The sequence below is a fragment of the Paraburkholderia adhaesiva genome (assembly GCF_021390575.1).
GTDB lineage: Bacteria > Pseudomonadota > Gammaproteobacteria > Burkholderiales > Burkholderiaceae > Paraburkholderia > Paraburkholderia adhaesiva.
The window spans coordinates 3,363,825-3,377,436 of record NZ_JAJEJQ010000001.1; the positions used below are offsets into that span (position 1 = coordinate 3,363,825).

General features: G+C 62.9%; 17 protein-coding genes. 7 read left to right on the forward strand and 10 right to left on the reverse strand.

All coding sequences use genetic code 11. The features are described 5' to 3' along the window. Window position 1 precedes the first annotated feature (1 nt). Complete coding sequence (ada, locus tag L0U80_RS15270; protein ID WP_233865519.1) at window positions 2-1,162, reverse strand: bifunctional DNA-binding transcriptional regulator/O6-methylguanine-DNA methyltransferase Ada; 1,161 nt, start codon at window positions 1,160-1,162, stop codon at window positions 2-4. 550 nt (window positions 1,163-1,712) lie between these two features. Here ada and L0U80_RS15275 point away from each other — a divergent pair. Then, complete coding sequence (locus L0U80_RS15275; protein ID WP_233865522.1) at window positions 1,713-2,144, forward strand: VOC family protein; 432 nt, start codon at window positions 1,713-1,715, stop codon at window positions 2,142-2,144. Window positions 2,145-2,167: 23 nt separating this feature from the next. Here the strand turns inward: L0U80_RS15275 and L0U80_RS15280 are convergent, their stop codons facing one another. Continuing rightward, window positions 2,168-2,722: a YaeQ family protein gene (locus L0U80_RS15280; RefSeq protein WP_233865523.1), complete on the reverse strand. Its 555-nt coding sequence runs from the start codon at window positions 2,720-2,722 to the stop codon at window positions 2,168-2,170. 264 nt (window positions 2,723-2,986) lie between these two features. Next, complete coding sequence (gene sap1, locus L0U80_RS15285; protein ID WP_233865524.1) at window positions 2,987-3,328, reverse strand: surface attachment protein Sap1; 342 nt, start codon at window positions 3,326-3,328, stop codon at window positions 2,987-2,989. Between the two features lie 642 nt (window positions 3,329-3,970). On the opposite strand from sap1, the gene L0U80_RS15290 reads away from it, so the two are divergent. The 3 genes from L0U80_RS15290 to L0U80_RS15300 all read left to right on the forward strand — a co-directional run bounded on the left by L0U80_RS15290 (window position 3,971) and on the right by L0U80_RS15300 (window position 4,808). Beyond that, complete coding sequence (locus tag L0U80_RS15290) at window positions 3,971-4,132, forward strand: hypothetical protein (RefSeq protein WP_233865526.1); 162 nt, start codon at window positions 3,971-3,973, stop codon at window positions 4,130-4,132. 60 nt (window positions 4,133-4,192) lie between these two features. After that, complete coding sequence (locus tag L0U80_RS15295; RefSeq protein WP_233865527.1) at window positions 4,193-4,351, forward strand: hypothetical protein; 159 nt, start codon at window positions 4,193-4,195, stop codon at window positions 4,349-4,351. A gap of 100 nt (window positions 4,352-4,451) precedes the next feature. Beyond that, window positions 4,452-4,808 (forward strand): ecotin precursor, encoded by a 357-nt coding sequence (locus tag L0U80_RS15300; protein WP_233865528.1) that lies wholly within the window; start codon window positions 4,452-4,454, stop codon window positions 4,806-4,808. 108 nt (window positions 4,809-4,916) lie between these two features. Here the strand turns inward: L0U80_RS15300 and L0U80_RS15305 are convergent, their stop codons facing one another. Both L0U80_RS15305 and L0U80_RS15310 read right to left on the reverse strand, forming a co-directional pair. Next, window positions 4,917-5,936, reverse strand: a complete 1,020-nt coding sequence (locus tag L0U80_RS15305; protein WP_233865529.1) for a S1C family serine protease — start codon at window positions 5,934-5,936, stop codon at window positions 4,917-4,919. A gap of 380 nt (window positions 5,937-6,316) precedes the next feature. Further along, window positions 6,317-6,529: a hypothetical protein gene (locus L0U80_RS15310; RefSeq protein ID WP_233865530.1), complete on the reverse strand. Its 213-nt coding sequence runs from the start codon at window positions 6,527-6,529 to the stop codon at window positions 6,317-6,319. Between the two features lie 399 nt (window positions 6,530-6,928). On the opposite strand from L0U80_RS15310, the gene L0U80_RS15315 reads away from it, so the two are divergent. Continuing rightward, window positions 6,929-7,129 carry a DUF3562 domain-containing protein gene (locus tag L0U80_RS15315; RefSeq protein ID WP_233865531.1) on the forward strand — a complete coding sequence of 67 codons (201 nt, stop codon included), beginning with the start codon at window positions 6,929-6,931 and terminating at the stop codon, window positions 7,127-7,129. Window positions 7,130-7,396: 267 nt separating this feature from the next. On the opposite strand, the gene mnmE is transcribed toward L0U80_RS15315, so the two are convergent. After that, window positions 7,397-8,797, reverse strand: coding sequence for a tRNA uridine-5-carboxymethylaminomethyl(34) synthesis GTPase MnmE (gene mnmE / locus L0U80_RS15320; protein WP_233865532.1), 1,401 nt, complete (start codon window positions 8,795-8,797; stop codon window positions 7,397-7,399). A 337-nt stretch (window positions 8,798-9,134) separates the two neighbouring features. Between mnmE and L0U80_RS15325 the strand changes: the two genes are divergently transcribed. Further along, complete coding sequence (locus L0U80_RS15325; RefSeq protein ID WP_233865534.1) at window positions 9,135-9,557, forward strand: transcriptional regulator; 423 nt, start codon at window positions 9,135-9,137, stop codon at window positions 9,555-9,557. Window positions 9,558-9,687: 130 nt separating this feature from the next. Here the strand turns inward: L0U80_RS15325 and yidC are convergent, their stop codons facing one another. The 4 genes from yidC to rpmH all read right to left on the reverse strand — a co-directional run bounded on the left by yidC (window position 9,688) and on the right by rpmH (window position 12,540). Continuing rightward, a complete protein-coding gene (gene yidC, locus L0U80_RS15330) occupies window positions 9,688-11,370 on the reverse strand; it encodes a membrane protein insertase YidC (protein WP_233865536.1) in 1,683 nt (560 codons plus the stop codon). Between the two features lie 30 nt (window positions 11,371-11,400). Beyond that, window positions 11,401-11,631 carry a membrane protein insertion efficiency factor YidD gene (gene yidD, locus L0U80_RS15335; RefSeq protein WP_027793133.1) on the reverse strand — a complete coding sequence of 77 codons (231 nt, stop codon included), beginning with the start codon at window positions 11,629-11,631 and terminating at the stop codon, window positions 11,401-11,403. 89 nt (window positions 11,632-11,720) lie between these two features. After that, on the reverse strand, window positions 11,721-12,221 hold the full coding sequence (gene rnpA, locus L0U80_RS15340) for a ribonuclease P protein component (RefSeq protein WP_233865537.1): 501 nt from the start codon (window positions 12,219-12,221) through the stop codon (window positions 11,721-11,723). A 184-nt stretch (window positions 12,222-12,405) separates the two neighbouring features. After that, the gene (gene rpmH, locus L0U80_RS15345; protein ID WP_026120950.1) at window positions 12,406-12,540 is read right to left on the reverse strand and encodes a 50S ribosomal protein L34; all 135 of its coding nucleotides are present in this window, start codon (window positions 12,538-12,540) and stop codon (window positions 12,406-12,408) included. Between the two features lie 433 nt (window positions 12,541-12,973). Here rpmH and L0U80_RS15350 point away from each other — a divergent pair. Beyond that, window positions 12,974-13,612: DnaA N-terminal domain-containing protein (locus tag L0U80_RS15350; protein ID WP_308444860.1), on the forward strand; the 639-nt coding region annotated here is incomplete at its 3' end.

Consider the following 13,612-nt stretch of genomic DNA (forward strand, 5'->3'; position numbering starts at 1 on the left):
CTCAAGTCGTCGTCTCCGGCCGGGTCACGCGGGCGTCAACATCGTTCCTGCGACGAGGCGCCGCGCCGGGCGCGTTCTCCGCGTGGCCTTTCGCTTCGGCATCGAGGAGGGCGGCCTTGCGCTCGATCCCCCAACGGTAGCCCGCGAGCGAGCCGCTCTTCTGCACGACGCGGTGGCACGGAATCGCGAGCGCCACCGGATTCGACGCGCACGCGCTCGCCACAGCCCGCACAGCGCGCGGCGCGCCGAGCGTTTCGGCGATCTCCGTGTAGCTGCGAGTCTCGCCATAAGGAATCCGCTGCAGCGCCTCCCAGACACGCTGCTGGAATGCCGTCGGCGCAATGTCGAGCGGCAGGTCGAATCGCTCGCGCCGGCCGTGCAGATAGGCGTCGATCTGCGCGATGAACGGCGCAACCGCACCGCTGTCTTCGATGCGGTCGGCATTGGCGAAATCGGCGTGAAGGAAGCCGGCGAGCGACGCTTCATCGTCGCCGAATGCGATCCGGCAGATGCCTTTGTCCGTGGATGCGACAAGGACGAGGCCGAGCGGTGTCGGCGCGGTGCCGTAGCGGATCGTCAGGCCAGCGCCCTTGCGGCGATACGCGGACGGGGCCATGCCAAGCTCGGCTGGCACGCTTTCATAGAGCCGCGACGACGAGCCAAAGCCCGCATCGACGCTCGCCCGGGTCACGCCCGCGCCCTGCGTGAGCGCGTCGCGCAGGACGGCGCCACGGCGGGCCGCCTGATACTGGCGCGGCGAGACACCGAGCACGCGCTTGAACAGGCGTTGCAGGTGGAACGGGCTCAGATGCACGGCGTCGCTCAGTTCGGCGAGCGTCAGGCGCGCCTGCGGATCGGCGTCTAGCGCCGCACATGCCCGGCGCACGATTTCGAGTTCGCGCGGCAAGCCGCCTGGGCGGCAGCGCTTGCATTCGCGGAAGCCAGCGGCGCGGGCGGCGTCGGCGTCGTCGAAGAAGGCGACGTTTTCGCGACGGGGCAGCCGCGACGCACACGACGGGCGGCAAAACACGCCGGTCGTGCGCACGCCGTAGAAGAAGGCGCCATCGGCGTGGGCGTCGCGCGTGGAGACGGCGTCCCAGCGATCGGCGTCGGTGGCCCAGGTTTCAGGCCGGGCGGGTAGTGGGGTCGGAGTGGCGGTCATGGCGTGACTCCCTGAAAGAGCGGTTTCGACGATGCCCACTGTAGCCGCTGGCCTGTGCGTCGACGCGCCGGATCTTGCGCTGTTATCCAGACTTTCATCTGCTTTGCGACGTAATGATCTGGCGCTTTCACGCGGCCTCGGGCGTCGGTGCGACAAAGCGGCCGGATTCCGGGTTTTCCCTTAAAAAGTTGTTGCGTCGCGTCAGGTGGCTGTGTATAGTTGTCCCTGTCTCCTCCATGTCTCCTCCTGATATGGATTAAGCCCGCTCAAAGCAGCGGGCTTTTTTTCGTCCAGCGCTTTTAAGCGCGATCTGCCGATGAGCGTGCTCACCTCCGCGGTGCCCACGACGGCGCGAACGCCCGTTCATTTCCCGACGCTTCAATTTTCCGCTTCTTTCCCGGATTGCGCTGGCCGTGGCCTGGTCGGTTAGTGCATGCCGACGATGATAAGGGCACCGATCGGCGCGGCATGACGCACGCAGCCGGTGTCGATCCGATGGCTTGCCATGTGGTTCAAGATGGTGGCTCGTGCGGCGCATCGAGGAAATGCCATGCAGATTCAGATCCGCGAAATCGATCACGTCGTCATTCGCGCCGCCGATCCTGACGCGATGACGCGCTTCTATTGCGACGCATTGGGCTGTCATGTCGAACGCGAGCAGCACGAGCTCGGGCTTATCCAGTTGCGGGCCGGGCGTTCGTTGATCGATCTGGTCGCGATCGGAGGTCCGCTCGACCGTAACGGCGCGAAAGGTGCTAGCGGCGGCGAAAGCGGCAGTGCGGCCGGGCGGAACATGGATCACCTGTGTCTGCGCGTCGAGCCCTTCGACGGTGACGCCCTCAAGGCGCATCTCGCACCGTTCGGTGCGCAGCCCGGCGAAGTGGTGGAGCGCTACGGCGCCGAAGGATATGGCCCTTCGCTCTATCTGTTCGATCCCGAGGGAAACATGGTGGAACTAAAGGGGCCGCCTACCTCGCGCTAATGCCGTCGCGCCCGCAAGGGCGGTCAGACCTTCTCCGGCGCCTTGAGCACGGTCCACGTGACGGCTACGGGCTCGTCGTTCCCGTTGCCGATCCATGCCGCACCGTCCTGAACCGTGCATTGCAAACGCATGGTGCGTTCGGTGAGCTTGCCGAGCGCTTCAGCGACGCCATCGGCAAGCGACCACACGGTCACGTTGCGCAGCCGTTCGACCTTGCTGCGCACGCCCTGCCACCAGATTTCCGAGGTGCGGCCACCGTAGGCGATCACGATTACTTCGTCCGAACGCCCGCTCGCCTTGGATATACGGCGCTCGTCCGGCTGACCGACTTCGATCCACGTCTCGATTGCATCGGTGTAGTCCTTGCGCCAGAGATCGGGTTCGTCGGTGTCGGAGAGGCCTTTGCAGAACTCGAGCCGGTCGCTCGCGAAAAGTGCGAATGCGGCGATGCGGACCATCATCCGGTCGTTCGTTTCGGACGGATGGCAGGCGATCGTCAGCGCATGGTCGGCGTAGTAGTGCCGGTCCATGTCAGCGATCTGGAGTTCTGCCTTGTAGATGGTCGATTTAAGTGCCATGCCAAATCCCGGGCCATGCAAAACCGCACATGATAGCGAAGTTTGCTGCAAGTCACGTGCCACGCACGCGCGCGCAGCGTGTCGCGCAATGCGAATGGTCGGTTGGAAAAATGACGGTGGTTTGACAGTGCCGCATGCGCGCGCGAGGTGCGCATGGCCCAGGTTGCAGGATCGCGAGGCAACGGCTGAACGCGCTCGCGAAGAGCCGCGTGGGTGACGGTGAGGGCGGGCCGGCGCGGTTCGTGCGCCGGAATTGGCTCGGCGCTATTGCTTGATGAAGCGGTCGCTGGTCCAGAGACCTTCGTCGTCAGTGTTGGCGGCGTTCACGAATTCCACGTCGTGACCGACTACCCGCACCACGCGGAACGACTGGTTGTCCGGCGTGGAGAGGCACTGGAAGGCCGTGAAATATTCCTCCATCTGCTGACGCTCACCAGCCTGGTCGTGCATGGACACCGCGTCGAGTTTGTCCTTCGACACGCAGCCATACGAGCCCGGTTTGAGCTGGACCGTTTGCTGCGGCTTGACGACGACGTCCTGAGCGACGGCAGACGCGGCACAGACCAAACCGGCTACGGCGATCGCCATGGCGGATAGCATTTTCATTTCTGCACTCCTGCAGGTAATGACTCAGGTTAGCTATGCACTTAACTTCCCGTTCCGATCCAATTGCGCAATTTAGAGGACGGGGCGCAGACTTCAAGCGCATCTTGTGTGCGCCTGCAGCAGAGGCAGACGCCTGCAGTGCGCGCGTGGTGTGCTGTGGCAAGGGATACGGGGCGCGAACAGGCGCATTCCGCCACGATCGATAGCATTGCGAAGCAGTTGAACCGGCTCATCGGTCTTGTCGGGCAAGGCCGATGCGAATCATGCGGCTCGAACGGCCCGGCAGGTTTCGCGGAGCCAGGTGCATCAATGCATCGCCCACGAGATGTGACGCAGTGCACATAAAAAGCGCGCGAAGACCTATCCGGGAGCAATCGATTAATGGAGCGCTTTTGGAATGAAAACGATTGCAGCCTCACAACGCGCGAGCGACGCCGTTCTGCCTGATCTCACGGATAAGCGCGGCTTCCCCTTCCAGATGAAAAAATCCGCGCCTTGCGCTTCCAGGCGTGTCGCAGCGCTGCTAGCCGGATAAGCGAAGCCGCCGGGCGTCTCACTAAGTGAGTAAGTGGTTCCCCGCGTGCAATCTGTCGCGTGATGACTACAATAGAAACGCAACCGCTTGACAACCTGGAGTTTATCGTGATCGAACACGTAATACTGGGCGCGTTTCTGCTAATCCCTCTTGTCATAGTCGTTTTTCTGTTTTCCGACGAAATTCTCGAGGAGCACAGGCAGCGCGCAGAAGCGGGAGCGCATCATATCGACTGGCGTCATCCTCTGCGCAGCATCCTGCGCCACTAAGCAGTGCGGCACCGGGCGAACGCGACGCACCAGGGGACGCGATGATCAAAGGAGGCGCTCGTGGATTTCGAGTTCTCCTGGATGACGTACTTCGTGTCGCTGTTCGTGCTGGTGGTGTTATCCATCGCACTGAGCCTGCTTTGTCCATTGGGTGGACGGCGTAGCCCCACCTTCCGCGATGGCGCCGAGCGGCGTCCCGACAACGAACGCCCGCGTTGAGCGCGATCGCGTAATTCCGCGTTACCTCATGTAGCACCTGTATCGGATATTCAGGTCCACAATCTGCCGCATGTATTCAAACGTTCTCGGGGAGAGCGACATGCGGAAGATGGTGGCAGTACTGGCACTGGCGGGTTCCATGGCTGTCGCGGGGCCGGCAAGTGCGCACGGTCATGACGGCGGCGATGTGGTTGGCGCACTGCTTGGCGGCGCGCTGATCGGAGCGGTGGTTGGTGCAGCGATCAACGGCGCACCGGCCGTGGCATACCAGGCGCCACCGGTTTATGCGGCTGCGCCGGTCTATGCGCCTGCGCCGCCCGCGCCCGTCTATGCGGCTGCACCGTCGGGCGGCTATTGCTACGACCAGTACTCCCGCAACTACGTGCCTTGCGCGCCCGCGCAGCCTGCGCCGCCGCCGCCCCCGTATGGCGCGTATCCGCAGCAGCCAGCGTGGTAATTCCATTGCTTCGCAATGCGAATAAAAAACGGCCGATTTAACGGCACGCGCGGCGGCTCGTCGTCTACGGACGCCGCGCGCAAAAACTCAAAGAAACGGCCGGTCGCATCAGCCCATATGCTCCACAGGCCGCACGCGCAGCGTGAGCTTGTGCGTCAGCCGGATGACCGTGATCTCCACCTCACGGTCGATTCGCGAGAAGTCGAGCACACGCTGTAACGCGTCAATGCCGTTGACCGGCAATCCGTCGATGGTGACGATCGTGTCGTCGACGCGCAGCCCGCCCAGCGCCGCGGGGCTCTCTTTCGCGACTTCCATCACGCGCACGCCGCTCGTCGAGGTGAGTTCGAAATAGCGCTGCACCTTGCGCGCGATCGGCACATTGGTCCCTGCGATGCCGATGTGCGCACGCCGCACACGTCCGTGCGCAAAGATCTGCGTAATGACCCACTTGGCCGTGTCGATGGCGGTCGCGAAGCAGATGGCTTGCGCGCCGGGAATGATCGCAGTGTTAACGCCGATCACCTGCCCCGCCGAGTTGACGAGCGGCCCGCCTGAATTGCCGGGGTTAAGCGCTGCGTCGGTCTGGATCACGTCGTAGATCATGCGGCCCGAGTTGGAGCGCAATGAGCGCCCGAGCGCCGACACCACGCCCGTCGTCACCGTTTGCGCGAGTCCGAGCGGGCTGCCCACCGCGATCGCGATTTGCCCCGCGCGCAATCGCGCGGACTCACCGAGCTCGGCGTGCGGTAGCGCTTCGGCGGCGCCGATACGCAGCACGGCGAGATCGGTGCTCGGGTCGTCGCCTACGAGGTCGGCTTCGTACGTGGCGCCGTCGGCGAGCGTTACGCGCACGCTGCTCGCGCCGTGCACGACGTGGCTGTTCGTCAGAAGATAGCCATCCGGCGTGAAGAGAAAACCCGAACCGCTGCCGCCGCGCGCGGCGGCGCCGGCCTTCGCGCGGTGCTCGACGGCGATGAAAGCAACAGCAGGTTGAACGCGCTCAAGCGCGTCGACCACGGTGCGCGAGTAAGCGTCGAGCAAGGCGTCGTCGTCGCGGGCAGGCGGACGGGAGCCGTCGGCAGCGACGCGAGCCAGGTCGTCGATGAAGAAAGGACGGCTGCCCACGATGGAAATGCTCCGATAAAGGGAGGGCACTACATGCAGGGGGCTCGCTGCATTTTCAAGATGCCGGCGTGGCTGTGTGTCACCTGAGAAACACGAATCGCCCGATGCTCTATCCAAAGGGCATTGCGCCCACAAATAGCGCACATTTCAGCGGCCATAACATCTGAGGAAGACGAATCAACGGTTAACAATTGTCAAAAGGGCCGCCGAACCGTTGATGCTCGTTAAACGAGCCGTGAGAATGAGATCGCGGCGGTGTCCCCTCACGCCGCAAAGTAGTGGCAAGCTCTTTTCGCCGCGGCACTGCCGCGGTTTTTTTTGCGTCTGGGTGCTCACACGATGCATTCGCGGCTCGTGCATTCTTTCCCGCGCGGCCGGACTTATCCAACGCACGTCAAAGCTGGCACGCGCGACCCGCCGAACGGCCCGCCGCCGAATTCGCGAAACTGGCGTTTTACCGTCGACACGCAGAGCACGCCGATCATCACGAGGCAAACGATGATGAAGCCCGCCATTGCCAGTTCGAGACGCTGGCCGGTCGGGCACGCGTGTTCATACTCCGACTGTGCGTCGGCTAGCCCCACTTTGCGCAACTCAGCGTCCGGCGCCTTTACCGTTTTCGAAACCCCGTCGATCGCCTGAGCCTGAGAGCAAATTGCTGCGCCGCGGCAGAGCGCCTTTAGCGACGGAATCGGTGAATCATTTAATGAATCTTTTGTGACGCGGCGAGGCGGTAGTCACTTTTGCTCGATTAGCCAACGCGTTGGACGTCCGGCTGGAATACCAGGCCGGGCCGGCGTAAGCGCGAATCGCGAAGCTGTACGCCTGCGGGCTCAAGACAGGAAAAGTAACGTTGGTCTATGCGGCAATTAGCGCTTTGTCGACCGGTTCGCTCGAGAAGATAGTGTTATTTAATTAGCGGGCAATCAGTGGATCTTGTGTAATGACTTCCCGCACGTGCAACTCGAAACTCCGACTGCCAGGAGTCCGGCATGAAAACGCCCAATGTTGATGATGCTGTCGTCAAGTCGATTGCCAGTGACGCCAATGTCCCTGTGGAAATGGTTTTAAGGATGTACGAAGAAACGTGGGCCGAGTACAGCGAAGGCGCGCGAATCGTGGATTACCTGCCTGTGCTGGTGGCCCGTCGAGTACGGGACAATCTGCGGCACTGGGGGCAAGAATTACATTGACGCGTTTAACACGGCGTATCTGAGCATTGGATGCGCTTTTGTTAATCAGCAACGCGCACAGATTTTCACCGACGCGTTAAATAGCGCGGCTGGAACGACGCATGCAGGCGTTTCATCAGCGCGCGAGAGCGAGCCTGAAGCGCCTGGTCGAATCCACGCAACCAGCGCGCAGCCACCCAAGGCAGCGTGCCGCTGATCGATAACCGAATACGGGCACGCGGGGTGATGAGTGTAGCCAGACGACCCGAGAGAACCGTGGGCGCCCCACTACTTGCCAATACAAAACCGGCTAAAGATCACCCCAAGCAAATCATCGGACGTGAACTCGCCCGTGATTGAATTGAGCGCCTCCTGCGCGAGCCGTAACTCCTCGGCGAAAAGGTCGAGCGCCTGCGCGTTCTGGTCAGCATGTGCGGCCGCCTGCGCGAGATGCTCTCCCGCTTCACGCAGCGCAATCAGATGCCGCTCGCGCGCCAGATAGACGCTTTGCGCATCGGCCTGCCAGCCGGCGATGCGCAGCAGTTCGGCTCGCAGGAGCCCGATGCCGTCCCCTTGTTTTGCCGACAGCCGAACTTCGCTCAACTCACCACCACCGGGTAGCGCAAGCGTCGAGCTCGCGCTTGCCACGCCCGTCAAATCCGTCTTGTTGAGCACACGCACCACCGGCACACCGGCGGGAAAGCGCGCCGCGATCGCATCGTCCTCTGCGGTCATTCCCGTGCGCGCGTCGAGCAGATGCAGCACCACATCGGCGCGACTGATCTCGTTCCATGTACGCTCGATGCCAATCTTCTCGACTTCATCTTCCGTGTCGCGCAGGCCCGCCGTGTCGATCACGTGCAGCGGAATGCCTTCGATCTGGATCGTCTGCGAGATCTTGTCGCGTGTCGTACCGGCCACTGCCGTGACGATCGCGAGTTCGGCGCCTGCCAGTGCGTTCAGCAGCGACGACTTACCGACATTCGGCTGCCCGGCGAGCACCACCGAGAGACCCTCGCGCAACAGCGCACCCTGTTTCGCCTCCGAAAGCACATGGTCGAGCTGCGCGCGAATGTGGGCTAGCTTGCCGCGTGCGTCGGCGGCTTCCAGAAAGTCGATTTCCTCTTCGGGAAAATCGAGCGTTGCTTCGACAAGCATGCGCAGCGTGACCACATCGTCGACGAGTTCGTGAATGTCACGCGAGAACGCGCCTTCGAGCGAACGCCCCGCCGAGCGCACGGCGGCTTCGGTACTGGCTTCGATCAGGTCGGCGACGGCCTCGGCCTGCGCGAGGTCGAGCTTGTCGTTGAGGAACGCGCGGCGCGTGAATTCGCCGGGCTCGGCGAGCCGCAGCCCGAACTGGCGGCCCGCGTCGATGCAGCGCTGGAGAACGAGCTGGAGCACGATCGGGCCGCCGTGGCCCTGCAGTTCGACGACGTGCTCGCCCGTGTACGAGTGCGGCGCCGGAAAGTAGAGCGCGATACCGCGGTCGAGTGCCTCGCCGTTGCCGTCGAGGAACGGCACGTAGCTCGCGTGACGCGCCGCGAGCGTCTGGCCCGTGAGCGCCTGCATCAGCGCTTCGGCGACTGCCGCGCCCGCGCGGCCCGCCGACACACGCACGACGCCGATTCCACCGCGTCCGGGCGCAGTGGCAATGGCGACGATGGGATCGGAATCGGTGGCGAGCATGGCGTGCGGATGAGTCGATTGCGGGAGAGACGCGCTATGGCAGCGAGCGCGGAGTGCGTGGCATTGTAACGCGGCGACGCGCGCTTCTTTTCGCGCCGCACGAGATTGGGACGAATCCATATTTATCTTGTATTAGATAATATTTATCTCATCGTTCGCGGCCAGATTTAGGAAATCCCCGGCACAAAATCTGTCAGAATGACTATGCGTAAAGCATTTTCCTCTGAAGACGAGGTGCCGCCGCATCAGCTGGAATGGGCGATTTGTTGCGTAATTGAGCTAAATATAACTCGTTTGGTTGCCATCTTCGCTGAAATGGGGCGGCACAATCTGGGCCATGCCGACTATCGAAGAAAAAGCCGCCTTTTCCGAACGTCTCAAGTTCGCAATGAAGCGCGCGCCCGAAAAACTGCGTGGCAGTACTGACCTGGCATTGCACTTCAACCTGCGCCATCACGGCGACCATCCGGTGTTCCCGCAGACCGCCCACAAGTGGTTGAGCGGCCGCACCATTCCCACCGACGACAAGCTGCGCACTCTCGCCGACTGGTTCAAGGTCGATGTCCACTGGCTCCATTACGGTCCGTCGCCTGGTGGTATGACTTCGGCGGTGCCCAAGCCCATTCGGCGCGACGAGAAATATCCGCTTTCGCCGGAGACGATCGAACTCGCTTCGAAAATCGAGGCGCTGAGCCCACATCACCGGTATCTGGTGCAGGAGCTGATCACCGAGTTTTACGGCGATACCGAGCACCGCTGACGCCTGACTGAATCGCGTCGCGCCCCACCCATAAAGAAAAAGCCGCCCGGCGCAAACCGGGCGGCTTCATTTTTTGCGGCTCGAGCGTGGAGCCTGACCGGGTGGCGGCGTCGCCACCCGCTCACAAGGATCAGCTGGCTTTAGCCGGCTTGTTCGCTTTGCCCATCATGCGCGTGATGTAGTACTGCTGTGCGATCGACAGCACGTTGTTCACGACGTAGTACAGCACGAGGCCAGCCGGGAAGAAGAAGAACATGACCGAGAAAGCGATCGGCATGAACATCATCATCTTGGCCTGGACGGGGTCCGGCGGCGTCGGGTTCAGGCGGGTCTGCAGGAACATCGAGACGGCCATCAGCACCGGCAGGATGAAGAACGGATCCTGCTGCGAGAGGTCGTGAATCCAGAGAATCCACGGCGCGCCGCGCATTTCCACCGACGAGAGCAGCACCCAGTACAGCGAGATGAACACCGGAATCTGGATCACGACCGGCAGACAGCCGCCGAACGGATTGACCTTCTCGGTCTTGTACAGCTCCATGAGCGCGGCGTTCATCTTCTGCGGATCGCTCTTGAAGCGTTCACGCAGCGCCTGCATGCGCGGCGTGATTTCCTTCATGCGCGCCATCGACTTGTAGCTTGCTGCCGACAGCGGGAAGAACACGGCCTTGATGAGCACCGTGAGCAGCACGATCGACCAGCCCCAGTTGCCCACATAGCTGTGGATCTTCTCGAGCAGCCAGAAGAGCGGCTTCGCGATGATCGTGACCCAGCCGTAGTCCTTCACGAGTTCGAGGCCCGGTGCGACGCTTTCGAGCATGCGCTCTTCCGACGGGCCGGCGAACAGGCGCGCCTCGACGTTGGTCGTCGCGCCCGGTGCGATCGTGCCGAGCGGTTGCTTCAGGCCCACGCGGTAGAGCGCGTTGTCGAACTTCTCGACGTAGATATTGCGCTTCACGCCCTGTGCCGGAATCCACGCGGTCGCGAAGTAGTGCTGCACCATGGCGATCCAGCCGTTATCGACCTGGTTGACGAAGTCAGCCTTGTTTTTGTCGATATCGCTGAAGGTCATTTTCTGGAAGTGGTGCTCGTTCGAGTACACAGCCGGTCCGATGAACGTGTGCGAGAAACGCGGCGTTTCTACCGGCTCGCTGTCGCGCACGAGTTCCATATACAGCGTGGGCGAGACCGGCGCCGTGCCGGTGTTTTGCACCTTCCAGTCGACGCCGATCACGTAGCTGCCGCGCGTGAACGTGTAGGTCTTCGTGACCTTCACGCCGCCTCGTACCGGCGACTCGAAGCTGATCTGGAACGAGTTGGCGTCGCCCGTCAGTTCGCGCGGACCGGACACCGGCGTGAACACGTCGGTGTGGTTCGGGAAGTCGCCGCCGAGCAGGCCCGTACGCGCGAGGTACGTATGGTCGCCCGTGTGGTCGAACAGCGTCATGTACTGGTTCGGCTCGTTGCCGCTCGCTTCCTTCACGAGCGAGAGCTTCGTGAGGGTGCCGCCGCGCGTGTCGATGACACCGTCGTAGACGTCAGTGCGGAAATGTATGAGTTGGGCCGCGCCTTCAGCAGGCTGCGCCGCGGTTGTCGGGGCCGCGGGCGGCGCGCCAGCGTTGGTCGCCGACGGCAGGTCGGACGCGTTCGCCTGTGCGCCCGACTCAGGCTTCGCGCCGGTGGTGGCGGTCTGCGTCTGGGTGGCGCTCGGGAAGAACATCGACTGTCGTCCGTGGTCGCGCTGCCAGTTGTCGTACAGCATGACCGCTGACATGAAGAAAATGACCCATAGGACGGTGCGTTTAATATCCATGCGTTGTCTCAGTGTCGATGGAATGGCGCGTCAGCGCTTGTTCGGGGTGACAGGTGGAACCGGATCGAAGCCGCCCGCCGAAAACGGGTGGCAGCGGCACAGCCGCCGCGCAGCGAGATAAGTCCCACGCGCGGCGCCATGATACTGGATTGCCTCGCGTGCGTAATCCGAACAGGAAGGATAAAAACGGCACCGGCTGCCGAGCAGGGGACTCACGGCCAGCTTGTAGAAACGCAGTAATGCGATCAGTACCGTTTGCATGGCGTTGCGGCTGGACTGCGCCGCTCCGAAGAACGAATGTCGGTCCGCGCGCGCGGGCGCGGTGGGTGCGCCGGACTCGCGCGTGCGACTCATGATGCAGCCTTGACTCCCGTCGCGGATGGCGGGCTGCCATCCGGATCCGGCTTGACCGCATCAGTTGTTGTGGCGATTGCCTGTGATGCAACCTGCGGTGTGGCACGACGACGCGCGACTTCGCGCGCGGCTTTGCCGAGCAGCATCGCAATCTCGTCGCGGCACAACGCCTTGAGCGGCGGCGACGACGCACCCGGCAGCGCCTTGCGGTCGAACTTCGTATGCAGGCGCAACAGCAGGTCGAAACCGTCGAACTGCGCACGGTTCGTGCGAAATGCCTCGCGCGCGATGCGGCGCACGAGATTGCGCGTGACCGCACGCGGTGCGAACTTCTTGCCGATCACGAGCCCAAGGCGCGCCGCGCCATCCGTCTGCCGACCGTACACGACGAAGTGTGCGGAGCGGCGCCACGGGCGCAAACGAAAAACGGATGAGAACTCATCCGTTTTCAGTAGCCTTGCGGCTTTCGGGAAAGCGGTCTGCGTTCGCGACGGCATGATGTCCGCATCGTCCGCTATGTCTGCCTTCGCTGCGTGCGCTTGCGGTGCGCTACTACGGGTGGAATCGCCAGTGGCGATGCTGCCCGACGTAGTTTCGTGCACCGTTTTGTGCATAGTTTCCCGCGCAGTTGTCTGCGCAATCGCCGGCACAGTTACCAGCGCAATAGCCTTAATCGTCTGCTTAGACGGCGAGACGCTTGCGACCCTTCGCACGGCGTGCGTTGATCACTTTGCGGCCACCTGCAGTCTTCATGCGGACGCGGAAGCCGTGGGTGCGCTTACGGCGCGTAACGGAAGGCTGGAAAGTACGTTTCATGTTGCTCTCACTTGTTGAGAATTGACCGCGGCGAGCATCGCGGAAAAAAGCAATGGCCGGTGGTACAGGGATTGGTTTTCGCGGAACCCGCTATTTAAGCCGGTTTTTTGTTAGCCGTCAATAGGTTAGGTTGTAGACGTATGGAGAATGCCGGGTGGGCGCTGGGGTCAGGGCATCGCGCGGTGGTAGCGCAGTGCGTTGATCGGTCCCTGTGGATAACTTCCTGGCCGGGGGATTTCGGCGTTAGAATCTCGCCTATCCCAAGAATCCTGCACGCCGCTCCGGCCTGCCTGCCAGCCGCAAATCCCTTGCCGCGCAGGCGTCCGGAGCAATTGCCGTCGCCCGTCAGGGCGTCGTCGCGCGAGGGGTGATCCCCACGCGGCGAGAACGGTGCGGGGGCAATGCGTGCAGACAAAACCAACACAGCAACTCGATGAACGATTTCTGGCAACACTGTTCCGCACTGCTGGAGCGTGAGCTGACGCCCCAGCAGTACGTGACGTGGATTAAACCGTTGGCCCCGGTTGCCTTCGATGCTGCTGCGAACACGCTGCAGATCGCCGCTCCCAACCGTTTCAAGCTCGACTGGGTCAAGAGTCAGTTTTCGGGTCGCATCGCCGATATGGCCCGAGATTTCTGGCAGACCCCGGTCGATGTTCAATTCGTCCTCGATCCGAAAGCGGGCGTGCGCACCCCGGTTGCGGCTGCGCCGCGCGCGCCGCTCGCAGGCAGCACGGGTGCATCCGCTGCGCCGGCGATGCAGGCTGGCGGCCCCGCGGCGAGCTTTTCCGCCATGACACATGCGACGTCGGCGCCTGTCGCGCCGTCGGGCAGGGGCGCGCACGCGGGTTTGGTGGCCGAAGACGCCGCCGATCTCGACCTGCCGAGCCTCGACGCGAACGAAGCCGCCGCTGGCCGTCGCACATGGCGCCCGGGCCAGGGCGCGGGCGCCGGCGCGTCGAGCGGCGAGACCGACCCGACCTACGAGCGCTCGAAGCTGAACCCGGTGCTCACGTTCGACAACTTCGTCACCGGCAAGGCGAACCAGCTTGCGCGCGCGGCGGCGATCCAG